The organism is Streptomyces sp. NPDC059895 (assembly GCF_042731035.1).
In the GTDB taxonomy this organism is placed as follows: Bacteria; Actinomycetota; Actinomycetes; order Streptomycetales; family Streptomycetaceae; genus Streptomyces.
On record NZ_JBHWKO010000001.1, the window covers coordinates 414,269 to 437,537 of the forward strand.

Annotated in this window: 20 protein-coding genes; 4 read left to right on the forward strand and 16 right to left on the reverse strand. The window is 72.7% G+C overall.

Features of this window, described 5'->3' with window-relative positions:
- Positions 1 to 110: 110 nt before the first annotated feature.
- The 5 genes from ACFV9M_RS01745 to hrcA all read right to left on the reverse strand — a co-directional run bounded on the left by ACFV9M_RS01745 (position 111) and on the right by hrcA (position 5,235).
- Positions 111 to 713 carry a hypothetical protein gene (locus ACFV9M_RS01745; protein WP_385065087.1) on the reverse strand — a complete coding sequence of 201 codons (603 nt, stop codon included), beginning with the start codon at positions 711 to 713 and terminating at the stop codon, positions 111 to 113.
- Between the two features lie 339 nt (positions 714 to 1,052).
- A complete protein-coding gene (locus ACFV9M_RS01750; RefSeq protein ID WP_385065089.1) occupies positions 1,053 to 1,799 on the reverse strand; it encodes a 16S rRNA (uracil(1498)-N(3))-methyltransferase in 747 nt (248 codons plus the stop codon).
- Positions 1,796 to 2,884, reverse strand: a complete 1,089-nt coding sequence (locus tag ACFV9M_RS01755) for a nitronate monooxygenase (protein WP_385065092.1) — start codon at positions 2,882 to 2,884, stop codon at positions 1,796 to 1,798. The genes ACFV9M_RS01750 and ACFV9M_RS01755 overlap by 4 nt, the downstream gene beginning before the upstream one ends.
- A gap of 197 nt (positions 2,885 to 3,081) precedes the next feature.
- The gene (gene dnaJ / locus ACFV9M_RS01760) at positions 3,082 to 4,218 is read right to left on the reverse strand and encodes a molecular chaperone DnaJ (protein ID WP_385065095.1); all 1,137 of its coding nucleotides are present in this window, start codon (positions 4,216 to 4,218) and stop codon (positions 3,082 to 3,084) included.
- Positions 4,219 to 5,235 carry a heat-inducible transcriptional repressor HrcA gene (gene hrcA, locus ACFV9M_RS01765; protein ID WP_385065098.1) on the reverse strand — a complete coding sequence of 339 codons (1,017 nt, stop codon included), beginning with the start codon at positions 5,233 to 5,235 and terminating at the stop codon, positions 4,219 to 4,221.
- A 164-nt stretch (positions 5,236 to 5,399) separates the two neighbouring features.
- Between hrcA and ACFV9M_RS01770 the strand changes: the two genes are divergently transcribed.
- Together ACFV9M_RS01770 and ACFV9M_RS01775 are read left to right on the forward strand one after the other, a co-directional pair.
- Positions 5,400 to 6,131, forward strand: a complete 732-nt coding sequence (locus ACFV9M_RS01770) for an MBL fold metallo-hydrolase (RefSeq protein ID WP_385065100.1) — start codon at positions 5,400 to 5,402, stop codon at positions 6,129 to 6,131.
- Positions 6,132 to 6,177: 46 nt separating this feature from the next.
- Positions 6,178 to 7,056 carry a DUF3097 domain-containing protein gene (locus ACFV9M_RS01775; RefSeq protein WP_385065102.1) on the forward strand — a complete coding sequence of 293 codons (879 nt, stop codon included), beginning with the start codon at positions 6,178 to 6,180 and terminating at the stop codon, positions 7,054 to 7,056.
- On the opposite strand, the gene ACFV9M_RS01780 is transcribed toward ACFV9M_RS01775, so the two are convergent.
- The 5 genes from ACFV9M_RS01780 to lepA all read right to left on the reverse strand — a co-directional run bounded on the left by ACFV9M_RS01780 (position 7,025) and on the right by lepA (position 15,885).
- Positions 7,025 to 7,603 carry a Uma2 family endonuclease gene (locus tag ACFV9M_RS01780; protein WP_385065104.1) on the reverse strand — a complete coding sequence of 193 codons (579 nt, stop codon included), beginning with the start codon at positions 7,601 to 7,603 and terminating at the stop codon, positions 7,025 to 7,027. The two genes, ACFV9M_RS01775 and ACFV9M_RS01780, sit on opposite strands and share 32 nt — an antisense overlap.
- A gap of 100 nt (positions 7,604 to 7,703) precedes the next feature.
- Positions 7,704 to 8,936: a radical SAM family heme chaperone HemW gene (gene hemW, locus ACFV9M_RS01785; RefSeq protein ID WP_385065107.1), complete on the reverse strand. Its 1,233-nt coding sequence runs from the start codon at positions 8,934 to 8,936 to the stop codon at positions 7,704 to 7,706.
- A gap of 366 nt (positions 8,937 to 9,302) precedes the next feature.
- The gene (locus tag ACFV9M_RS01790; protein ID WP_385065109.1) at positions 9,303 to 11,267 is read right to left on the reverse strand and encodes a SpoIIE family protein phosphatase; all 1,965 of its coding nucleotides are present in this window, start codon (positions 11,265 to 11,267) and stop codon (positions 9,303 to 9,305) included.
- A 492-nt stretch (positions 11,268 to 11,759) separates the two neighbouring features.
- The gene (locus ACFV9M_RS01795; RefSeq protein ID WP_385065111.1) at positions 11,760 to 13,643 is read right to left on the reverse strand and encodes an AMP-dependent synthetase/ligase; all 1,884 of its coding nucleotides are present in this window, start codon (positions 13,641 to 13,643) and stop codon (positions 11,760 to 11,762) included.
- Between the two features lie 373 nt (positions 13,644 to 14,016).
- Positions 14,017 to 15,885, reverse strand: a complete 1,869-nt coding sequence (gene lepA / locus ACFV9M_RS01800) for a translation elongation factor 4 (RefSeq protein WP_385065114.1) — start codon at positions 15,883 to 15,885, stop codon at positions 14,017 to 14,019.
- A gap of 220 nt (positions 15,886 to 16,105) precedes the next feature.
- Between lepA and rpsT the strand changes: the two genes are divergently transcribed.
- The gene (gene rpsT, locus ACFV9M_RS01805) at positions 16,106 to 16,372 is read left to right on the forward strand and encodes a 30S ribosomal protein S20 (RefSeq protein WP_015660447.1); all 267 of its coding nucleotides are present in this window, start codon (positions 16,106 to 16,108) and stop codon (positions 16,370 to 16,372) included.
- Positions 16,373 to 16,723: 351 nt separating this feature from the next.
- Here the strand turns inward: rpsT and ACFV9M_RS01810 are convergent, their stop codons facing one another.
- Both ACFV9M_RS01810 and ACFV9M_RS01815 read right to left on the reverse strand, forming a co-directional pair.
- Positions 16,724 to 17,122, reverse strand: a complete 399-nt coding sequence (locus tag ACFV9M_RS01810; protein WP_385065117.1) for a nuclear transport factor 2 family protein — start codon at positions 17,120 to 17,122, stop codon at positions 16,724 to 16,726.
- 166 nt (positions 17,123 to 17,288) lie between these two features.
- A complete protein-coding gene (locus ACFV9M_RS01815) occupies positions 17,289 to 17,624 on the reverse strand; it encodes an EthD domain-containing protein (RefSeq protein WP_385065119.1) in 336 nt (111 codons plus the stop codon).
- A gap of 67 nt (positions 17,625 to 17,691) precedes the next feature.
- On the opposite strand from ACFV9M_RS01815, the gene ACFV9M_RS01820 reads away from it, so the two are divergent.
- On the forward strand, positions 17,692 to 18,066 hold the full coding sequence (locus ACFV9M_RS01820) for a MerR family transcriptional regulator (protein ID WP_385065122.1): 375 nt from the start codon (positions 17,692 to 17,694) through the stop codon (positions 18,064 to 18,066).
- Between the two features lie 40 nt (positions 18,067 to 18,106).
- Here ACFV9M_RS01820 and holA read toward each other — a convergent pair whose 3' ends face one another.
- The 4 genes from holA to ACFV9M_RS01840 all read right to left on the reverse strand — a co-directional run bounded on the left by holA (position 18,107) and on the right by ACFV9M_RS01840 (position 23,142).
- Positions 18,107 to 19,096 carry a DNA polymerase III subunit delta gene (holA, locus tag ACFV9M_RS01825; protein WP_385065124.1) on the reverse strand — a complete coding sequence of 330 codons (990 nt, stop codon included), beginning with the start codon at positions 19,094 to 19,096 and terminating at the stop codon, positions 18,107 to 18,109.
- 107 nt (positions 19,097 to 19,203) lie between these two features.
- The gene (locus tag ACFV9M_RS01830) at positions 19,204 to 19,449 is read right to left on the reverse strand and encodes a hypothetical protein (protein ID WP_385065127.1); all 246 of its coding nucleotides are present in this window, start codon (positions 19,447 to 19,449) and stop codon (positions 19,204 to 19,206) included.
- Between the two features lie 113 nt (positions 19,450 to 19,562).
- Positions 19,563 to 20,453, reverse strand: coding sequence for an arylamine N-acetyltransferase (locus ACFV9M_RS01835; protein WP_385065130.1), 891 nt, complete (start codon positions 20,451 to 20,453; stop codon positions 19,563 to 19,565).
- 4 nt (positions 20,454 to 20,457) lie between these two features.
- Positions 20,458 to 23,142: a ComEC/Rec2 family competence protein gene (locus ACFV9M_RS01840; protein ID WP_385065133.1), complete on the reverse strand. Its 2,685-nt coding sequence runs from the start codon at positions 23,140 to 23,142 to the stop codon at positions 20,458 to 20,460.
- Between the last annotated feature and the right edge of the window lie 127 nt (positions 23,143 to 23,269).

Consider the following 23,269-nt stretch of genomic DNA (forward strand, 5'->3'; position numbering starts at 1 on the left):
TGCCGCCGACAGGGGTACGGATCATTCCCCCTGCGGATGACTTGTCGCCGCGTCACTTCTTCTGCGCGTCACTTCTTCTGCGCGTCACTGGGCGTCAGTTCTTCTGGGCGTCACTTCTTCTGGGCGGGGCCGCAGTCGCCGCCGTCCTGGCACCAGACGGTGTGCGTGACGGTCACGGTGACCGTGGGCCGCCCCGGCTCCGCGGGCTGCGCGGGCTGCGCCGAGGCCGGCGGGTCGACGGGCGAGGGCGTCGCGGAGGCGCAGTCGCCGAGCCCGGCGACCCGGAACAGCTGCTTGTCCCCCACGACCGCCCGAAGGTCCCCGCGCACGCAGGAGCCGTCGACCGCGCGCGTGACCTGCCCGTCGACCGTGATGTCCCGCCCGTCGCCGGTCTCGCCCTCGCAGTCGACGGAGGCGACGGAGACGGCGGTCTCCGCACCGGAGCCGCCCGTCCCGCCGTCGCCGTACTCGGCGGTGCACGTCAGCCACCGCACGTCCACGTCCCGCCGTTCGATCTCGGCCGTCGCCGTCTCGTCGGTCGTGTACGCCACGCTCGTGGCACTCAGCCCGCCCGGCTCGCACGCCGCGACCCCGCCCACGGTCACGACCGCGAGCCCCGCGACGGCCACCGCGCGCATCCGGTACGGCCCGCCGTGCCACCGTGCGTGCGGCCGGCCGTGCGGCCGGAGCCGGATCCGTCTGGAAACCCCCATGCGGGGCAGCCTGCCACCGCCGCGACGGCCGCGGTAGAGCACATACCGCCACTCGTCACCCGCCCACTACCGTGACCCCATGAGCTCCTCCCGCCGCGTCCGCACCCTCACCGTCGACGGCCGCGCCCCCGTCCGGTGGACGGTCCGCCACCGGCACGGGGACGGTGACGTGTGCCGGGAGATCCTCGCCCAACGCCGAAGCAGGCGGCGCGGGCGGGCGGCACATGCCGGACGAGCAGCGTCGGTCAGGACGAGCAACGTCCGTCACGGCAGGCGACGTCCGCCAGGACGAGCGCCGTCCATGGGCACGGGCAGCGCCCGCCGGATCGGCACCGTCCGTCAGGACCAGCGGCCGGTCCGGCCCAGGACCAGGGCGGCGGCGGCGGTACCGGCGGTCGACGTCCGCAGCACGCTCCGGCCCAGCCGGTACGCCTTCGCGCCGGCCTCCTCGAAGAGCGCCAGCTCCTCCGGGGAGACGCCCCCTTCGGGGCCCACGACGAGCACGATCTCGCCCTCGGCGGGGAGCGGGACGGTGGCGAGGGGCTCGCTGCGGTAGTCGCGGTCCTCGTGGAGCACGGCGGCGAAGTCGGCACCTGCGAGAAGGGCCGCGACCTGCCGGGTGGTCGCAGCGTCGGCGACCTCGGGGAAGCGGACCCGGCGGGACTGCTTGCCGGCCTCGCGCGCGGTGGCCCGCCACTTGGCGAGCGCCTTCAGCCCGCGCTCGCCCTTCCACTGCGTGATGCAGCGGGAGGCCGCCCACGGCACGATCGCGTCGACGCCGGTCTCGGTCATGGTCTCGACGGCCAGTTCGCCCCGGTCGCCCTTGGGCAGCGCCTGCACGACGGTGATCCGCGGCGACTGGGGCGGCTCCTCCACCACCTCGGTCAGACCGACCGTCAGCCGGTCCTTTCCGTCGGCCGCGAGGACCTCGCCGCGCGCCCAGCGGCCGGCCCCGTCGGTGAGGACGACCTCCTCGCCGGGCCGCAGCCGCTTCACCGACACGGCGTGCCGGCCCTCGGGCCCGTCCAGCACGAACTCGGCCGGTGCGGGCGGCAGTTCCTCGACGACGAAGACGGGCGCGGTCACCGTCCGCCGCTCCCGTCGGCCGCGCCGGCCGCCATCGCCGTCCGTGCCGCGTCCAGTTCGGCCGCCAGCACCTCCACCAGCTGCCCGGCGGGCAGCTCGCGGGCCATGCGGTGGCCCTGCCCCGCCCACAGCGCCATGCCCTGCGCGTCGCCCGCCTTGGCGGCCGCCTTGCGCAGCGGCGAGGTGAGGTGGTGGACCTCCGGGTAGGCGGCGGGCGCGTACGGGCCGTGCTCGCGCAGGAAGCGGTTGACCAGGCCGCGGGCCGGGCGGCCGGAGAAGGCGCGGGTCAGCGCGGTGCGGGCGAACAGGGGGTTCGTCAGCGCCTGCTTGTGCACGGCGGCGGCACCGGACTCGGGGGTGGCGAGGAAGGCCGTGCCCAGCTGGGCGGCGCTCGCGCCGGCCGCGAGGACCGCGGCGATCTGGCTGCCCCGCATGATGCCGCCGGCCGCCACCAGCGGCAGCCGCACGGCCTCACGGACCTGGGCGGTCAGCGACAGCAGGCCGATGCCGGAGCCGTCGTTCTCCGGGGCGTCGCGGTGGGTGCCCTGATGGCCGCCGGCCTCCACGCCCTGCACGATCACCGCGTCCGCGCCCGCCCGTTCCACGGCCAGGGCCTCCTCGGCGGTGGTCGCGGTGACCAGCGTGAACGTTCCGGCGCGGCGCAGCGAGGCCAGCACCTCCGGGGTGGGCACGCCGAAATGGAACGACACCACCGGCACCGGGTTGTCCAGCAGCACCGCGATCTTGGCGTCGTAGCCGTCGTCCCGGCCGCTGTCCGGGTCGCCCAGCTCCGTCCCGTACCAGGAGGACTCGCCGGCCAGTTGGTGGGCGTAGACCTCGACGGCGCCGGTCTCCGCGTAGGGCGGCTGCGGCATGAAGACGTTCATGCCGAAGGGGCGGGCGGTCAGCCCCCGCATCTGCTTGATCTCCTGGTACATGCCGTCGGCGGTCTTGTACCCGGCGGCCAGGAACCCGAGTCCGCCGGCCTCGGACACGGCGGCGGCGAGCTGCGGGACGGAGACGCCGCCCGCCATGGGCGCCTGCACGATCGGGTAAGGGAAGAGATCGGTCAGTGCGGAGGACATGACGGCATGGTGTCATGTCCCCCGGACAAGTCCGAATCGGCCTTCCCCACGGCACCTCTTCGGCAGATGTCGACCGTTCAAGCCCGTCCGGCGGGTGAGGACGAGGCCCGTCCAGGGCCGAACGGGGGTCCGGGGGCAGAGCCCCCGGGGACGGGAAGGGGCGGCGGGGGCGGAACACCCTCGACGCCCACCACCCGTCACCGCCCGTTGAACGCGTCCTTCAGCCGCGAGAACAGCCCCTGCTGCCCGGGCTGGAACTGCCCCTGCGGCCGCTCCTCGCCCCGCAGCTTGGACAGCTCGCGCAGCAGCCGCTCCTGCTCCGGGTCCAGCTTCGTCGGCGTCTGCACCTCGACGTGCACGATGAGGTCGCCGCGGCCGCCGCCGCGCAGATGCGTGACACCGCGCCCGTGCAGCGGGATCGACTGGCCGGACTGGGTGCCGGGCCGGATGTCGACCTCCTCCATGCCGTCCAGCGTCTCCAGCGGCACCTTCGTGCCGAGGGCCGCCGCGGTCATCGGGATCGTCACCGTGCAGTGCAGGTCGTCGCCGCGCCGCTGGAAGGTGGTGTGCGGCAGCTCGTGGATCTCGACGTACAGGTCACCGGCGGGACCGCCGCCCGGGCCGACCTCGCCCTCGCCGGCGAGCTGGATGCGGGTGCCGTTGTCGACACCGGCCGGGATCTTGACCGTGAGGGTGCGCCGCGACCGGACGCGGCCGTCACCGGCGCACTCCGGGCAGGGGGTGGGGACCACGGTGCCGAAGCCCTGGCACTGCGGGCAGGGACGCGAGGTCATGACCTGGCCCAGGAAGGACCGCGTCACCTGCGACACCTCACCGCGCCCGCGGCACATGTCGCACGTCTGGGCGGTGGTGCCCGGCGCGGCGCCCTCACCGTTGCAGGTGGAGCAGACGATCGCCGTGTCGACCTGGATGTCCTTGGTCGTGCCGAAGGCCGCCTCGTCGAGCTCGATCTCCAGCCGGATCATCGCGTCCTGGCCGCGGCGGGTGCGCGAGCGCGGGCCGCGCTGGGACGCCGTGCCGAAGAACGCGTCCATGATGTCGGAGAAGTTGCCGAAGCCGCCGGCGCCGAAGCCGCCCGCGCCACCGCCGCCCGCCTGCGAGAGGGGGTCGCCGCCGAGGTCGTAGACCTGCTTCTTCTGCGGGTCCGACAGCACCTCGTAGGCGGCGTTGATCTCCTTGAACCGCTCCTGGGTCTTCGGATCGGGGTTGACGTCCGGGTGCAGCTCGCGTGCGAGCCGCCGGAAGGCCTTCTTGATCTCTTCCTGCGACGCGTCGCGGCGCACGCCGAGAACGGCGTAGTAGTCCGTGGCCACTTACGACTCCGCCAGGATCTGTCCGACGTACCGTGCCACTGCGCGTACCGCTCCCATCGTTCCCGGGTAATCCATGCGGGTCGGTCCGACCACGCCGAGCTTGGCGACTGCCTCGCCGCCCGAACCGTAGCCGACCGACACCACGGAAGTGGAGTTGAGTCCCTCATAGGCGTTCTCGTGGCCGATGCGCACGATCATGCCCGAATCGCCCGCCTCGCCCAGGAGTTTGAGGAGCACGACCTGCTCCTCAAGGGCCTCCAGGACGGGCCGGATGGTGAGGGGAAAGTCATGTCCGAAGCGGGTGAGATTGGCGGTGCCGCCGATCATCAGCCGCTCCTCGTTCTCCTCGACGAGGGTCTCCAGCAGGGTGGAGAGCACCGTCGAGACCGTGCCGCGGTCCTCCGCCTCGAAGGCGTCGGGCAGATCCTCCAGCAGCCGTGGCACGTCCGTGAAGCGGCGGCCGGCGACCCGGCTGTTCAGCCGCGCCCGCAGGTCCGCCAGCGAGGCCTCGCCGAACGGCGCCGGGCAGTCCACCATCCGCTGCTCGACCCGGCCGGTGTCCGTGATGAGCACGAGCATCAGCCGGGCGGGCGCGAGCGACAGCAGCTCCACGTGCCGCACGGTGGACCGGGTCAGGGACGGATACTGCACGACGGCGACCTGCCGGGTGAGCTGCGCGAGCAGCCGTACCGTGCGGGCCACGACGTCGTCGAGGTCGACGGCGCCGTCGAGGAAGTTCTGGATGGCCCGCCGCTCGGGGGCCGTCATCGGCTTGACGCCGGCCAGCTTGTCGACGAACAGCCGGTAGCCCTTGTCGGTGGGGATGCGCCCGGCACTGGTGTGCGGCTGGGCGATGTACCCCTCGTCCTCCAGGGCCGCCATGTCGTTGCGGACCGTCGCCGGGGAGACGCCGAGGTTGTGCCGCTCGGTGAGCGCCTTGGAGCCGACCGGCTCCTCGGTGCCCACATAGTCCTGGACGATGGCCCGCAGTACCTGGAGCCTTCGTTCACTCAGCATCGCGCGCGCACCTCCAGTCGATCGTCCCCTGGCGCTCTGCCTGGCACTCTTCACTTCCGAGTGCCAGCGTTCCCCGGCCCAGTGTACGGCGGTGGGGTACACCTGCGGCAAGGTCGGTTCCGTGGCGGCTCTCACGGGCGGGCCGTCACCGCTAGCGTCGCGGTATGACGGTGACTTGGGAAGAGCTGGGGTGGGAGCGGGTCGCGGCCGGGGTCGGGCGGTGCCGGCTGCCGGGCTGGGACTGCACGGCGGGGCTGGTCGTCGGGGCCGGCGCGGCCCTGGTGGTCGACGCGGGGTCGAGCCTCGCGGAGGGGGCCCGGCTGCGCATGCGGGCGGAGGAGCTGGCCGGCCACCGTGTGACCCATCTCGCGCTCACCCATCCCCACTTCGACCACGTCTTCGGGGCGGCCGCGTTCGCGGGCGCGGAGGTGTACGCGGCGGTGGGCGCGGAGACGCTGCTGACGCGGCGGGGGCGCGGGGCCGAGGAGCTGCGGGCGGACGCGGTGCGCAACGGGCTCGACGAGACGGCGGCGACGGAGGCCGTGGACACGCTCGTGCGCCCCCGCCACCTGGTCTCCGGGGAGTGGACGCTCGACCTGGGCGGTGGGCGGCAGGTGCTGCTGGCGAACCTGTCCCCCGGGCACACGGCACACGATCTGGCGGTCCTGGTGCCGGGCTCGCCGGAGGTGGTGTTCTGCGGCGACCTGGTCGAGGAGTCCGGCGCTCCGCAGGCCGGCCCCGACGCCGTGCCGTCCCACTGGCCGGCCGCCCTGGACCGGCTGCTGGACCTCGGCGGGGAGGACGCGTTGTACGTGCCCGGTCACGGGGCGGTGGTGGACGCGGGGTTCGTACGGCGGCAGCGGGACGAGCTGGCGGCACGTTTCGGCGTGTCGTGAGCCGTCGGGCGGACTTCGGGGGGCGGCTTCTCCTATCGTCATCCGAATGCGCCCACCCGTCTCCCACCACCGCCCTTCCGGCGAAGGACCTGCGGGCCCGCGCCCTCGTACGTACTCCGCCGATCTGACCCCTCCCTGGAAGAAGCCGCAGCCGGTCCCCGAGGTCGCGGCGGAGCCCGGCCTGGTGGTGGAGGAGCCCGGCACCGGTTTCTGCGGCGCGGTGATCCGCTGCGAGGCGGGCACGGTCACCCTGGAGGACCGCTTCGGCAAGCACCGCGTCTTCCCGCTGGAGCCTCGCGGGTTCCTCCTGGAGGGACGGGTGGTGACCCTCGTACGGCCGTCCTCCGGGCCCGCGCGTCCCACCCGCACCGCGTCCGGTTCGGTCGCCGTGCCCGGCGCCCGCGCCCGGGTGGCCCGCGCCGGCCGCATCTACGTCGAGGGCCGGCACGACGCCGAGCTGGTCGAGAAGGTGTGGGGCGACGACCTGCGGATCGAGGGCGTGGTCGTGGAGTACCTGGAGGGCGTGGACGACCTGCCGTCGATCGTGGCGGAGTTCGCGCCCGGGCCGGACGCGCGGCTGGGCGTGCTGGTGGACCACCTGGTGCCGGGCAGCAAGGAGTGGCGGATCGCGCGGTCGGTGACGAGCGAGCACGCGCTCGTGGTCGGCCACCCGTACATCGACGTCTGGGAGGCGGTGAAGCCGTCGTCGCTGGGCATCGCGGCCTGGCCGCGCGTGCCGCACGGGCAGGACTGGAAGACGGGGGTGTGCCGGGCGCTGGGCTGGCCGTCGGAGAACACCGGGGCGGTGTGGCAGGCGATCCTGAAGCGGGTGGGGTCCTACAAGGACCTGGAGCCGGAGCTGCTGGGGCGGGTGGAGGAGCTGATCGACTTCGTCACGGCAGGTGGTGACGCCGGACTCCGGTAAGGGTTCCGAACTCGCTGGTGTCCAGTTCGACGCCGATCGGTTCCAGCGGAAGGGGGTCACCGAACTTCGTGATCCGCTGCGCTCGATAGTCGGCGATCTCGCCCACACCGACGGGTTCGGTGAGCAGAACACAGTGCGCGACGATCGGGTCGATGATCAAGTAAGCAGGGATCCTGCCCGCGGCGTAGATGGAACGCTTGACCCCGTAGTCCCGATCGACGCTCGTCCTGGACACCACCTCGACCACCAACGTGATCAACTGGGACGGCAGCAGACGCCCCGAACCCGGGGCAACCCCTCGTTGCAGCACCAGCAGGTCCGGCACCGGCTCACTGGCCTCGTCAAGGATGTCCACATCCGTCGTCTGGAGCCGTTCCCAGTGCTTGCGCGGGATCTGGTCCTGGACATCCGCCACGATCCGGTTGTGCACCAGATCGGGAGTGGCCATCATCACGATTTCTCCCCGGAGAAGCTCGACCTTGACGCCCTCCGGAGGCTCGAACTCCTCGAAGAACCTGGTCATCCCGCGTTCGTCCACAGCGGTCATCTCCGTGGCCCTCCACATCCGCCGCGTCCTTTTGGCGGCAGCCTACGAACCAGGTTAGGGACCGAACCCCCGTTCCGCAGGGATTCACTCGCCGGAGTGATCAGTCCACCAGGTCCCGCACCACCGCGTCCGCCAGCAGTCGCCCGCGCAGGGTCAGTACCGCGAACCCCTCCCCGTACGGGCCTTCCTGAAGCAGCCCGTCCGCCAGCGCCCGGCGTGCCGCCGCGAGCCCCGCCTCCCGCAGCAGCGACAGCGGCGCGCCCTCCCGGAGCCGCAGCTCCAGCAGGATCCGCTCCACCCTGCGGTCCTCGTCCGACAGCAGCTCCCGCCCGGCGCCCGGCGACCGTCCGTCCGCCAGCGCCGCCGCGTACGCGCCCGGATGCTTCACGTTCCACCAGCGCGCGCCGCCGACGTGGCTGTGCGCGCCGGGGCCCGCGCCCCACCAGTCGGCGCCCCGCCAGTACAGCTCGTTGTGCAGGCAGCGGCCCGCTTCCGAGGTGGCCCAGTTCGACACCTCGTACCAGTCGTAGCCCGCGGCCGACAGGGTCTCCTCGGCGATCAGGTAGCGGTCGGCGTGGACGTCGTCGTCGGTCATCGGGACCTCGCCGCGGCGGATGCGGCGGGCGAGCTGCGTGCCTTCCTCGACGATCAGGGCGTACGCGGAGACGTGGTCGGGACCGGCGCCGAGGGCCGCTTCCAGAGAGGCCCGCCAGTCGTCGTCGGACTCCCCCGGTGTGCCGTAGATCAGGTCCAGGTTGACGTGCTCGAAGCCGACCGCGCGGGCCTCCGCGACGCAGGCCTCCGGCCGCCCGGGCGTGTGGGTGCGGTCCAGCACCTTCAGCACGTGCTGCCGGGCGCTCTGCATGCCGAAGGAGATCCGGTTGAAGCCCCCGTGGCGGAGAGCGGCCAGGTACGCCGGGTCGACCGACTCCGGGTTCGCCTCCGTCGTGACCTCCGCGTCGGCCGCGAGCCCGAACTCGTCCCGGATCGCGGCCAGCATCCGCACCAGGTCACCGGCGGCCAGCAGGGTCGGCGTACCGCCGCCGACGAACACCGTGCGGACCTCGCGCGGGTCGTCGCCGAGGACCTTGCGGGCGAGGCGGATCTCGTCGATCAGGGTGTCGGCGTAGTTGTCGCGGGAGGCGAGGACACCGCCGCTGCCGCGCAGCTCGGTGGCGGTGTAGGTGTTGAAGTCGCAGTACCCGCAGCGGGTCGCGCAGTACGGGACGTGCAGGTAGAACCCGAGGGGGCGGTCGGCGGCCCCGGCGAGCGCGGACGCGGGCAGCGCGCCGTCGGCGGGGACGGGCTCGCCGTCGGGGAGAGCGGAAGGCATGTCTTCCATTGTCCCGTACGCCACGCCGGAAGCGGGTCGGCGTCGTGCGTCGGCGTCGTCCGCCGCGACACCGTCCACCCGCGGCACCGTCCACCCGCGACACCGTCCACCCGCGGCACCGTCCACCCGCGACACCGCCCGCGACGCCATCGGCTGACGCGCGCCGGAGGCCGGTCGGTGATGCCCCGGGGCGGGCGGGGGCGGGGCCGAGCAGGGGCTCGGGGCCGGGGCTCAGGGCCGGGGCGGCGCGGGGCAGGCCGCAAGCGGGCCGCCGGGGCTCGGGGCGGCCGGGGCCGGGGCCGGGGCAGGGCCGGGGGCCGCCCCGGCGGTCGGCACGCCCTCCCCGGCGGTCCGGCCCGCCCCCCGTCACTCCGCCTGGAGCACCAGCAGCGCCAGGTCGTCCTCGGGCGGCTCGACGCCGAAGTCGTGGACGAGGCGGCGGATGCGTGCGGCGATCAGGTCGGCGCCGAGGCCGGCGCAGCCGGACAGTGCGACGGCGAGGCCGTCGCCGTCGTCGAACTGGCGGGAGCCGGAGCGTCGTTCCGTGACGCCGTCGGTGACGCACAACAGGCTGTCGCCGGGGCGCAGGTCGAGGGTCTCGCTGGTGTAGGTGGCGTCCTCGATCACCCCGAGGAGGGTCTGCGGCTGCGCGGCCGTGGTGACGCCGCCGTCGGGGCCGAGCAGCAGCGGCAGGGGATGGCCGGCGGAGGCGAGGGTGCAGCGGACGCCGCCCTCGAAGGGGGCCAGCTCGCCGTAGAGGAGGGAGAGGAAGCGGGTCTGCGGGCCGTCGGCGGGTCCCGCGGGGCCGACGAAGGCGCGGGCGGCGGCGTCGGCGGCCTCGGTCGCGTCGTCGAGGAGGAGCTGGTTGAGGCGGTCCAGGACGTCGGCGACGCCGTAGCCCTCGCGGGCCAGCAGCCGCAGCCAGGGGCGGGCCAGGCCGATGACGACGGCCGCCTCGGGGCCCTTGCCCTGCACGTCGCCCACCGCGAAGCACCAGCGGCCGTCGCCCGCCGGGAACAGGTCGTAGAAGTCGCCGCTCGGCCCGCCCTTCTCGCGCGGCTCGTAGACGAGGGCGCTGCGCAGCCCGGGGATCTGCGCGACCGCGCCGGGCAGCAGTCCGCGCTGGAGGACGGCGCTGATGGTGGCCTGCCGGGCGTACTGGCGGGCCGCGCCGATGGCGAGCGCCACCCGGCGTCCGAGGTCCTCGACCAGTCCGGTGACCTCGTCGGGGAAGCGCAGCAGCCCGACCCGGCCGATGACGAGCGTGCCGAGCGGGCGGCCGCCGGCCACCAGCCGGTAGGCGAGGGCGGCGCCGTGCGGACCGAGCGCGGTGTCCGGCCAGGGGTGGCCGGCGGGCCCGGAGCGCAGGCCGTCGGGCGGGAGCGGCGGGTCCTTCTCCAGGGCTCGGCGGAGTTCCTCGACGTGGGTCTCGCTGACGTGCCAGACCCCGGACAGCCACGGACCGGGCCCGCCCGCGCCGCCACCACCGCCACCGCCACCGGGGGCGCCACCTCCGGCGCCGCCCCAGCCGCCTCCGCCGCCCGGCTGGCCGGACGTCCAGCGCCCGCTGAGCTCGTCCTCCAGCCACACCGCGCACCAGTCCGCGAGGCGCGGCACGAGCAGTTGGCCGGTGAGCGAGGCGACCAGGTCCTCGTCGAGCTGCCCGGCGAGCAGGTCGGAGGCCTCGGCGAGGAAGGACAGGGCGCCCCGGCCCAGCCAGTCGTGGTCACGGGCGGAGGGCCGGGGATCGGGGGCGAGGGCCCCGGCGAAGGCGAGCGAGGCGGCGGGGGCGCCGGTGGCGGCGACCGCGCGGGGCTGCGCCGGACCCCCGTCGTCGAGCACCACCCCGGGCAGCAGCCGCGCCCACACGGTCTTCGTGCCCCTGCGGTACGTCACCCCCCAGGCATCGGCCAGCGCGGCGACCAGACGCAGACCCCGGCCGTACTCGGGGGTCTCCGGGGCGGACTCGGCGGTGCCGTCGCGGGGAGCCCGGGAGGGGTGGTGGTCGGTGACCTCCACGACGACCGCGCAGCTCTCGGTCTCCGCCTCGAGCCGGCAGACCAGGTCGACGTCGGTGCCGGCGTGCACGACGGCGTTGGTCACCAGTTCGCTGACGACGAGCACGGCCGCCTCACCGAGATCCTGGGCGAGGGGGCCGGTGAGGCCGAGGTCGGTCCACTCCGCCAGCGCGGCGCGTACGACGTCGCGGGCGGCGCCGGGCGCGAGGGAACCACCGGTCAGGGTCGCGCGCCTCGCCGGCTGACCGCCCGCGTGCGCGGGCGCACCGCCGGCCCAGGACACGGTCTCCCGTTGCGTCGGAATGGCCCCCATGGGCAGCTCCCCGGACGGTCGGACGATTGGGCCTCGGTTTTCAGACAGTTCATGCCTGAACCAATGCCGACAGAGTGACAGACCGACCCCACCCATAAGCAACGAGTTACCGAAGTGGGCCGTCATGAGGGAGATCAGTGCTTCGCAAGTGTTCGAACACTGCCCGTTCCCGACCGGATCACCGACCGCAACGCCCATTTCCGCACAGAGGCCCGGCTCGGGAAACCACGCGGGCGGCCACCGCACTCCGGTGGCCGCCCGCGCTCTTCTGCCGTCGCCGTCCCCGCCGCCGTCCCCGTCCCCGTCCCCGTCCCCGGCACCATCGCCGCAGCCGTAGTCCGTAGCCCTGGGCCCTGGGCTACGGACTACGGGCCCCGGGCCCCGGGCCCCGGCTGGTCGGCTGGCCGGCTGGCCGGCTGGCCGGCTGCCCGGCTGCCCGGCTGCCCGGCTGCCCGGCTGGCCGGCTGGCCGGCTGGCCGGCTGCCCGGCCGACTACGCCTCCCGCGCCCCCGCGTACATCTCGTCGATCAGGTGCTTGTACTCCCGCTCCACGACCGGCCGCTTCAGCTTCAGGCTGGGCGTGATCTCACCGTGCTCCACGTCCAGATCACGGGGCAGCAGCCGGAACTTCTTGATGGTCTGCCACTTCTGGAGCCCCGCGTTGAGCTGCTGGACGTACCCGTCGACGAGGGCGACCGTCTCGGGCGCGGCCACCACCTGCGCGTACGACTTGCCGCCGAGCCCGTTCTCCTCGGCCCAGGCCAGGATGGAGGCCTCGTCGAGGGCGATCAGCGCGGTGCAGAAGTTCCGGTCGGCGCCGTGGACGAGGATGTTCGAGACGTACGGGCACACCGCCTTGAACTGCCCCTCGACCGCGGCCGGCGCGATGTACTTGCCGCCGGACGTCTTGATGAGGTCCTTCTTGCGGTCGGTGATGCGCAGGTAGCCGTCGGGCGAGAGCTCGCCGATGTCACCGGTGTGGAACCAGCCGTCCGTCTCCAGCACCTCGACGGTCTTCTCGGGCAGCTTGTGGTAGCCCTCCATGACGCCGGGGCCGCGCAGCAGGATCTCGCCGTCGTCGGCGATGCGCACCTCCGTGCCGGGCAGCGGCTTGCCGACCGTGCCGGTGCGGTACGCCTCGCCGGGGTTCACGAAGGAGGCCGCCGACGACTCGGTGAGGCCGTAGCCCTCCAGGATGTGGATCCCTGCGCCGGAGAAGAAGAAGCCGATCTCCGGCGCGAGGGCCGCGCTGCCGGACACGCACGCCCGCAGGTTCCCGCCGAACGCCTCGCGGATCTTCGCGTACACGAGCGCGTCGGCCACCTTGTGCTTGGCGCCGAGCCCGAACGGCACGGAGGCCGTCCCGGTGCGCCGGAAGTTGTCCTGCGAGACCTTGGCGTACTCGCGGGCGACCTCCGCCGCCCACTGGAAGATCTTGTACTTGGCGCCACCGCCCGCGCGGGCCTTGGCGGCGACCCCGTTGTAGACCTTCTCGAAGATGCGCGGCACGGCCGCCATGTACGTGGGCCGCACGACCGGCAGATTCTCGACGATCTTGTCGGCGCGGCCGTCGACGGCCGTGACGTGACCGACCTCGATCTGGCCGGAGGTGAGGACCTTGCCGAAGACGTGCGCCAGCGGCAGCCACAGGTACTGCACGTCGTCGACGGTGACCATCCCGGTCGCCCCGATCGCCTTCGCCATGTACGACCAGTTGTCGTGCGGCAGACGCACACCCTTCGGGCGGCCGGTGGTGCCGGAGGTGTAGATGAGAGTGGCGAGCTGGTCCCGGGTGATCGTGCCGACCCGCTCCTCGATCAGCTGCGGGTCCTTCTCCAGACGGGCCGCGCCACGCTTCTCCAGCTCGTCGAGGGTGAGGATCCAGTCGGCGGTCTCCACGTTCTCCAGACCCGCAGGGTCGACGACGACGACGTGGGTGAGGTCGGGCAGCTCGGCGCGCTTCTCCACCGCCTTGGCGAGCTGGGCCGCGTCCTCGGCGATCAGCACCCGGCTCTCGGAGTCGGAGAGGATGTACGCCGATTCGTCGGCGTTGGTCTGCGGATAGACGGTGGTGGTGGCGGCCCCCGCGCACATGATGCCGAGGTCGGCGAGGATCCACTCGATCCGGGTGTAGGAGGCGAGCGCCACCCGCTGCTCGGGCCGGACGCCCAGCTCGATCAGACCGGCCGCGATGGCGTACACCCGCTCGGCCGACTGCGCCCAGCTCAGCGACTTCCAGTCGTCCGGACCCTGGCCGGCCGGGCCCGGTACGGGATAGCGGTACGCCTCCGCGTCCGGCGTGGCCGCAACGCGCTCCAGGAAGAGGCCCGCTACGGACGGCGGACGGTTCTCGATCAGTGTCTGTGTGTCGCTCACGACATCCTCCGGGGCCCGCGACGGTGCGGCTGGCTCAGTGCGACGGTTGTCTGACTCTGTTGTCTTGCTCGGTCGTCTTGCTCGGTCGTCTTGCTCGGTCGTCTTGCTCGGTCGTCTTGCTCCGCTGTCCTGCTCCGCTGTCCTGCTCGGTCGTCTTACTCGGTCGCCCGTTGTTGCTCGGTCGCCCGTTGTTGCTCTGTGGTCCGCTGTTGCTCTGCTGTTTAACTCGCGAGTAACTATCGAGCAGGGTTCAGGGTAAGGGGCGACCGCCCGGCACGTAAGGGGCCACGTACTGTCACTTTCTACAAGTCAACGGAACGGGGCCCGCCGCGCAACCGCGCGACGGGCCCCGGAACCGGGCGGGAGGGACGGGCTACTTCTTGCCCTTGCCCGACCCCGCGCTGTCGTCACTGGACAGGACCGCGATGAAGGCCTCCTGCGGAACCTCCACGGAACCCACCATCTTCATCCGCTTCTTGCCCTCCTTCTGCTTCTCCAGCAGCTTCCGCTTACGGGAGATGTCACCGCCGTAGCACTTGGCTAGGACGTCCTTGCGGATGGCACGGATGGTCTCGCGGGCGATGACCCGCGAACCGATGGCGGCCTGGATGGGCACCTCGAAGGCCTGCCGCGGGATCAGCTCGCGCAGTTTGGCGACGAGCCGCACACCGTAGGCATAGGCGGCGTCCTTGTGGGTGATCGCCGAGAAGGCGTCCACCTTGTCGCCGTGCAGCAGGATGTCGACCTTGACCAGGCTGGAGGTCTGCTCGCCGGTGGGCTCGTAGTCCAGGGACGCGTAACCGCGTGTCTTCGACTTCAGCTGGTCGAAGAAGTCGAAGACGATCTCGGCGAGCGGCAGGGTGTAGCGGATCTCGACCCGGTCCTCGGAGAGGTAGTCCATGCCGAGCAGGGTGCCGCGCCGGGTCTGGCACAGCTCCATGATCGAGCCGATGAACTCGGTCGGCGCCAGGATGGTGGCGCGCACGACCGGCTCGTACACCTCGCCGATCTTGCCCTCGGGGAACTCGCTCGGGTTGGTGACGATGTGCTCGCTGCCGTCCTCCATGACCACGCGGTAGACCACGTTCGGCGCGGTGGCGATCAGGTCGAGCCCGAACTCGCGCTCCAGCCGCTCACGGATCACGTCGAGGTGCAGCAGCCCGAGGAAGCCGACGCGGAAGCCGAAGCCGAGGGCGGCGGAGGTCTCCGGCTCGTAGACGAGCGCGGCGTCGTTGAGCTGGAGCTTGTCCAGGGCGTCGCGCAGCTCGGGGTAGTCGGAGCCGTCCAGCGGATACAGGCCCGAGAAGACCATGGGCTTGGGGTCCTTGTAGCCGCCGAGCGCCTCGGTGGCCCCCTTGTGCTGGCTGGTGACGGTGTCACCGACCTTGGACTGGCGGACGTCCTTCACACCCGTGATCAGATAGCCCACCTCGCCGACGCCGAGGCCGTCGGCCGGCAGCATCTCGGGCGAGTTGGTGCCGATCTCCAGCAGCTCGTGCGTGGCGCCCGTCGACATCATCCGGATGCGCTCGCGCTTGTTGAGCTGTCCGTCGATGACACGGACGTACGTCACCACGCCCCGGTACGAGTCGTACACGGAGTCGAAGATCATCGCGCGGGCGGGGGCGTCCTTCACCCCGACCGGGGCGGGGATCTCGGCGACCACCTTGTCGAGCAGGGCCTCGACCCCGAGACCGGTCTTGGCGGAGACCTTGAGCACGTCGTCGGGCTGGCACCCGACCAGGTTCGCGAGCTCCTCGGCGAACTTCTCGGGCTGGGCGGCCGGCAGGTCGATCTTGTTCAGCACCGGGATGATCGTGAGGTCGTTCTCCATCGCCAGGTAGAGGTTGGCGAGGGTCTGGGCCTCGATGCCCTGGGCGGCGTCCACGAGGAGGATGGTTCCCTCACAGGCGGCGAGCGACCGGGAGACCTCGTAGGTGAAGTCGACGTGCCCCGGGGTGTCGATCATGTTGAGGATGTGCGTGTTGCCCTTGTCCTGGGTGGGCGCCCAGGGCAGGCGCACGGCCTGGGACTTGATCGTGATACCGCGCTCGCGCTCGATGTCCATGCGGTCGAGGTACTGGGCACGCATCTGCCGCTGCTCGACCACGCCGGTCAGCTGGAGCATCCGGTCGGCGAGCGTGGACTTGCCGTGGTCGATGTGCGCGATGATGCAGAAATTGCGGATCAGAGCCGGGTCGGTACGGCTCGGCTCGGGCACATTGTTAGGGGTCGCGGGCACGCAGGGTCCTGTCTCTTGAGGCGCCTTATGCCTCGGGTCGGATCTATACGTAGGCTCCATGGTCCCACGCGTGGCGACCGGGAGCCGGTTTGGGCCGTTCTCCGGCCCGCTGGTAGCCTGGGTGGCTGTGTCTCATGCCCTCTCAGCGCGAGACACGTCCAAGAAATCACCTGGTGCGGGACCCGCGCGGCCCCGTGCCTGAACCTGTAAAGGCTCATTCGTGGCGAACATCAAGTCCCAGATCAAGCGGATCAAGACCAACGAGAAGGCCCGGCTGCGCAACAAGGCCGTCAAGTCCTCCCTGAAGACCGCGATCCGCAAGGCCCGTGAGGCCGCTGCCGCGGGTGACGTCGAGAAGGCCACCGAGTACCAGCGCGCCGCCGCGCGTCAGCTCGACAAGGCCGTCTCCAAGGGCGTCATCCACAAGAACCAGGCCGCCAACAAGAAGTCGGCGCTTGCTTCCAAGGTCGCGTCCCTCAAGGGCTGAACCTCTTCTTGATCTGACCGGTCCCCGAGTCCCCTGGTCTCCAGGGACCGAACCGTCGGAAGGACCCAGAGCGGGCCCTCTCTCATCCGCTCCCGACCGGCATCCACGGATCCGCGCGCGGCCTGCGTTCGCCACGCGGGCGCGGATCCAGCAGCGTGAACCGAAGGCCCCGGCTCCCCCACCCTTCCCCAGGGCGGGAGCCGGGGCCTTCGGCGTGTCCGCCGGGGGTACGGGCCGGGGGACAGCGGAGGGGTTCGGCCGTAGCCGGACGGCCGGGGGAACGGCGGGAATGGTGAGAACCGCGGGAACGGTGGAAACCGCGGAGCCGTGTGCCCCAGGGGTACGACGCCCTCACGACCAGAACGCGTCGCTCTTGTCCATGTCCTCGACGCACTCGTCGAGGTCCGTGATCTTGTCCCCGACGATCCGGAAGACGATGCCCCCGTTCTCGTCGATGTGCCTGGCGCCCCGGTCGGCCGTGACCCGGTGGACGGAGACGGCGTGCCCACGGCCGTCGACGAACACATTGAGCAACGCGACCCGGAACGAACCGTCCGTATCCGAGAAGAGCCTGCCGTAGTACCCGTCGATGATCGAGTCGATCCCCTTGTGATCACCCGACAACGGATGGGAACCGGGCACATGGTGCGTACAGTCCCCGGTCATCATGGCGCGGAGGGCGTCCATGTCTCCCCGCATGAAGGCGTCGTACCCCTTGCGGACGAGCAGCGCGTGCGGGTGTTCAGCCATGACGATCGCCACCTTTCCCACTCCGGCGATGAACGGCTGACACGCACGATTCTCCTCCGCCGGGAGCGAAGGGCCACTGGCGACCGGCGCGGTCGTCCCAGCTAGACCGTTTGTACGCGGGTCGGCCGCAAGAGCTGAGTTCGTATCCGCCCGTCGAGCCGGTCCGTCAGATGACCTCCTTCTCCTCGGTGACCATCACGGCCACCGAGTCCATGTCGATGAAGCGTGCTTCGTCGGGGTTGACCATCGTCCGGTAGTTGTCGGAGGCGAAGAAGGCGTCGTGGTCCTCCCAGTCCTCGAACCAGATTTCCGTCAGGCCGTCGTAGGCCCGGGGCGGGTAGTTCTCGGCGGGGACCGGGTGGGACACGGTGTACTTGCGCACGTAGCGCTCCGCCTCCGGGATGGAGGTGAACAGCGGCGCGTGCCGATCCCGGTGGTGCTCGACGAAACGCTCGTACGACATTCCCTCGACGCGGTTGATCATGAAGATGAGCTTCAGCATGGAGCTAACCTAAAAGCTCACATCGATGTCAGGGGCAAGTGAGCCAGGAGCATGGGAGGAGTTCGGCATGCGGATAGGCGAATTGTCCGCCCGGACGGGAGCCAGCCGCCGGTCGCTGCGCTACTACGAGGAGCAGGGCCTGCTCGTCAGCTCCCGCTCGCCCAGCGGACAGCGCCACTACGAGGACGAGCACGTCCAGCGGGTGCGCCTGGTGCAGGCGTTCCTGGCGGCGGGCATGTCCAGCGGCACCATCGCCGAGATGGTGCCCTGCATGACCGAGCCGAGCGAGGAGAGGGCGCGGCAGGCACTGGAGATCATGGGCCGCGAGCGGGCCCGGCTGTCCGGGGACATCGACGGCCTCTCCGCCGCCAGGGACGCGCTGGACCACCTCATCAAGGACAACCACGCGTACCTGACCCGGTCGGCGGACGACGAGGCGTGAACTGGGCCAGCCGCGTCACCAACCTGCCCGGACAGCACACCTAGGCGCGTCCTCGGGAGCGAGCCGCCCGCGCGATCGTCACCACGGCCTTCTCCAGGGCGTACTCGGGATCGTCCCCGCCGCCCTTGACGCCCGCGTCGGCCTCGGCCACGGCCCGCAGCGCGACCGCGACCCCGTCCGGCGTCCAGCCCCGCATCTGCTGGCGCACCCGGTCGATCTTCCACGGCGGCATGCCCAGCTCCCGTGCGAGGTCCGCCGGCCGGCCGCCGCGCGCGGAGGACAGCTTGCCGATCGCCCGCACGCCCTGCGCGAGCGCACTGGTGATCATCACGGGCGCGACGCCGGTGGCCAGCGACCAGCGCAGCGCCTCCAGCGCCTCGGCGGCCCGCCCCTCCACGGCCCGGTCGGCGACGGTGAAGCTCGACGCCTCGGCCCGCCCGGTGTAGTACCGCCCGACGACCGCTTCGTCGATGGTCCCCTCGACGTCCGCGACCAGCTGCGAGACGGCGGACGCCAGCTCCCTCAGATCGCTGCCGATCGCGTCGACGAGCGTCTGACACGCCTCGGGCGTGGCGGACCGCCCGGTCGCCCGGAACTCCTGGCGCACGAACGCCAGCCGGTCCGCCGGCTTGGTCATCTTCGGACAGGCCACCTCGCGCGCACCCGCCTTGCGCGCCGCGTCCAGCAGCCCCTTCCCCTTGGCCCCGCCCGCGTGCAGCAGCACCAGCGTGATCTCCTCGGCGGGCGCCCCGAGATACGCCTTCACATCCTTGATCGTGTCGGCGGACAGGTCCTGCGCATTGCGGACGACCACGACCTTGCGCTCCGCGAACAGCGAAGGGCTGGTCAACTCGGCGAGCGTGCCGGGCTGCAACTGGTCCGAGGCCAGGTCACGCACGTCCGTGTCGGCGTCGGCCGCCCGCGCGGCGGCCACCACCTCCTGCACGGCACGGTCGAGCAGAAGGTCCTCCTGCCCCACAGCGAGCGTCACGGGAGCAAGAGGGTCGTCATTCGCAGTCTTCCTGGGCATCGGGTCAAGCATGGCACGCGGCACCGACAGCCCCGGCCCACCAGGAGGGGCCCTCCCCCCTCCCCCACCCTCGCCCTCCCCCCGCCCTCCCCCCGCCCCGGAGCCTCCTACGGCTCCTCCCGCCACCCCTCCCACTCCCCCGCGAACGCGTCCAGCTCCTGCGGGTCGAGGCGCTCTTCCTCGTCCCGCAGCACGATCAGCCACTGCGCGTCCTCCGCGTCGTCCTCCCCGGCCAGCGCGTCCCGGACGACCTGCGGCTCCTCCCGCACCCCGAACCGCTCCGCGAGCGCATCGACCGCCTCCTCGGCGGCGTCACGATCGGGCAGCACCAGCACATGTCTCACATCGCTCACGCAGCCATTTTCGGCTACGCCCCACACCACCGACCCACAGCCCCCGCCACCGGCATCTGCACCGGCACCGGCATCTGCACCGGCACCGGCACCGGCACCGGCACCGGCACCGGCTAGACGGCCGTCCCCGCCGCCCGCACCACCGGCACCCGGTCCAGCGTGATCCCGAACCGCTCCCGGTACACGGCCAGTACCTCCTCGTCCCCCGCCACCTCCCGTTCCTCGCTGCTCCCGTCGGCGGACGTCGTCTTCAGCCGACGCCCGCTGAGCGTGATCCTGCCTCCGTCCTGCGTGACCCGCGAACACACCAGCGATCTCGTGAAGTGCGAGTCCGGCGAGGTCCGGTGCCACCACGCCCCGACCAGGAAGTCGTCCAGCAGCCGGGGCCGCACCTCCAGCCGGTACACACGCGTGCCGTTGCGGTGGACGTCCACGTCGGCGCCCGGAACTCCGTTCCCGGATCCGGCGAGCCGTCCGGCCCCGCCCTTCACCCCGGCCGCGTCCGGGCCCGCCTCCGCGATCCGGAACAGGCCGCCGGGGTCCTGCTGTTCGCCCCGGTGCTCCCACCGGAGCGGGTAGTGGCTGTGCGCCCCGAATCCGACGTCGGCCAGCCACTCCCCGGCGTCCACCGTCCGCACGAGCAGCGCGAGGTGGTCGTAGGGGATACCGAGCCGCCCCTCCTCTCCGTACACCCGTCCCGCGAGCAGCGTCACGTCGAAGCCCACCGCCCGCAGCAGCGTCGAGAACGCCCCGTTCAGCTCGTAACAGAACCCGCCCCGCCCCGCCACGACCACCTTCTCGACCAGCCGCTTCTCCTCCAGCACGATCTCCTCGCCGAGATGGACCGAGAGGTTCTCGAACGGGACGGTCTGCAGGTGCCGCAGTTGCAGCTCCCGCAGCACGTCGGCGGTGGGCCATGCCGGATACGCGACCCCGAGACGGCGCAGATAGGCGTCCAGCAGGGTGGCGTCGAGGGGCGAGGTGTCGACCTGGGCGGAGTGCATGCCCTCAGTCTCCCGTCACCCGCAGCTCCGCGCCCGTACCGGCGACCGCGAGTGCCCCGTCCAGGTCGGTCCGCAGCACCGTCGCCCCCGTGGCCCGCAGCGCCGCCACCGTGCCGGGAGCGGGATGGCCGTACGGGTTGTCCTCGCCGCACGAGATCAACGCCAGCCGCGGCGCCACCGTCCGTATCAGGTCCGGGTCCTGGTAGGCCGAGCCGTGATGGGCCACCTTCAGCACGTCCACCCCGCCGAGCAGCCCGGCCGCCGGAGACCGCGCCAGCGCCCGCTGCGCCGGGGGTTCCAGGTCCCCGAGCAGCAGCATCCGCAGCCCGCCCGACCGCACCAGCAGCGTCACGCTCGCGTCGTTCGGCCCCTCCGGCCCGGGCACGGCATGCCCCGGGGGTGTCCCCCCGCCCGGATGCCGCCCGGTGCCGGCGAGAGGCCACAGCACCTCCCAGTCGAGGCCGCCGAGACGCCGGCGCTCCCCCGCCGCCGCCCTCGCCAGCGGAATCCGCCGTTCCCGTGCCTCCCTCCGTACGAACTCCACCTGGTCGACCGGCTCCTCGAACCCCGTCGTCTCGATCGCGCCCACCGACCGCCCCCGCAGCACTCCCGGCAGTCCCGCGACGTGGTCGGCGTGGAAGTGGGTCAGCACGACGAGTGGGACCGTGGTGATGCCGAGCGTGCGCAGACACCGGTCGACCCGTGCGGGATCGGGTCCGGCGTCCACCACCACGCCGGTGCCGTCGCCCGCCGCGAGGACCGTCGCGTCGCCCTGGCCCACGTCGCACATCGCCAGCCGCCAGCCGGGAGGCGGCCAGCCGGTGATCACCCGGGTCAGAGGTGGCGGCTGCACCACCACGAGCAGGAGCAGCACCCCGCAGACCGCGCACAGCCCCGGGTGCCGCAGCATCCGCCGGCCGAGCGGCACCGCACCGGCCGTGGCGAGGGCCAGCAGCAGCGCCCCGCCCCAGTCGCCCGGCCAGTCCACCCCCGCTCCGGGCAGCGCCGCCCCGGTCCGTGCGACGCCCGCGATCCACTCGGCGGGCCAGCTCGCGCACCAGGCCAGTGCCTCGGCCACCGGCAGGGCGACCGGCGCCGCCGCCAGCGCCGCGAATCCCAGCACCGTGGCCGGTGCCACCGCGAACTCCACGAGGAGGTTGCACGGCACCGCGACCAGGCTCACCCGCGCCGACAGCACCGCCACGACCGGCGCGCACACGATCTGCGCGGCACCCGCGGCCGCCAGCGCCTCCGCGAGCCGTGGCGGAACCCGGCGCCGCCGCAGCGCGGCACTCCAGCGCGGCGCCAGCGTCAACAGCGCTCCGGTGGCCAGCACCGACAGCAGGAACCCGTAACTCCTGGCCAGCCACGGGTCGTACAGCACCAGCAGCAGAACCGCCGTCGCCAGCGCCGGGACCAGGGATCTGCGGCGGCCGGTCGCGAGGGCGAGCAGCACCACGGCTCCGCAGGCCGCCGCCCGCAGCACACTCGGATCAGGCCGGCACACCACGACGAACCCCAGGGTGAGTGCTCCGCCGAGCAGCGCGGTCATGCGGAGCGGGATCCCGAGCCGGGGCGCCAGGCCGCGGCGCTCGACGTGCTGGGCCAGGCCGGGCGGTCCGAGGAACAGCGCCAGCATGATCGTGAGGTTGCTGCCGGACACGGCGAGCGTGTGGGCCAGGTCCGTCTCCTTGAACGCCTCGTCCAGTTCGGGGGTGATCCGTGAGGTGTCGCCGACGACCAGCCCCGGCAGCAGCGCCCGCGCGTCGGCCGGCAGCCCGTCGGTGGCCGCCCGCAGGCCGGCCCGCAACCGGCCCGCGAACCGCTGTGCCGCGGTCGGCTCGTGCACGACCACCGGCCCGGCCCGGTCCCGCACCCGCAGCACCGCCGCGATCCCGTCCCCACCGGTCGGCGGGGCCAGCCGTCCGCCGACCCGTACCCGGGTGGACGGCAGCAGTGCGAGCCACGACGCCCGCGTCGCTCCGGGCGGACGGTGTGCCGGGCCCTGCCGGCCGTCTCCCGCGTGCTCCCCGACGTCCCCGACGTCCACGACGTCCACGATGTCCACGACCAGCAGCACCGGTGTCCGCGTCGCCACCGCCGCCCCGGCCCGCTCCTCGACTCCGCGCACCTCCGCGTCGATGAGTACGGAGTCCGGGCTCATGCGATCTCCCCGCACCCGTGGCCGGGCGAGCCGTGGATCGGAGGTGAGCTCCACCTCGGCGGTGACACCGGCGTACACCCGCGCCAGCTCGGGCACGGGTCCGCGGCGCAGATCGGCCCCGTGCAGCCCGGCCGACGCGGCCGCCGCCGCCGCGCAGAGCAGCACCGCGGCCACGGTCGCCCGCGGTCGGCCGGCCCGTCCTTCCGGCGGCCGGCCGTCCCGTCCTTCCGGCGGCCGGCCGTCCCTCGCCCCACGCCGTGCCTGTTCCCGCCTCCGTTCCTGCCTCCGCCCCGGCGCCAGGAGGACACCGGCGGCGATCGCACAGGCGAGCGCTACGCCGGTCACCGTCCACGGTGACGCGTCCAGCGTCGACGCCGCGGTCGCCCAGGCCGCGAGCGCGGGCGGCACGAGCCGCAGATCCACCGGCCCCTCTTGGCGCGGGTGAGCGGCCCCCAACCGCTTCCCGGACGCGACGTGCACGGCCTTGCGAGGGCGAGGACCACCCGTGCGGACTGCGCCGCCCATCCCATCCGCGCCACCCGCGCCGCTCGGGCCACCCGCACTACCAGCGCCACCCGCGCCACCCGCATGGGCGGTATCGGCCGTATCGGCCATACGGACCGTATGAGCCGTGTGGGCCGACGAAACGCCG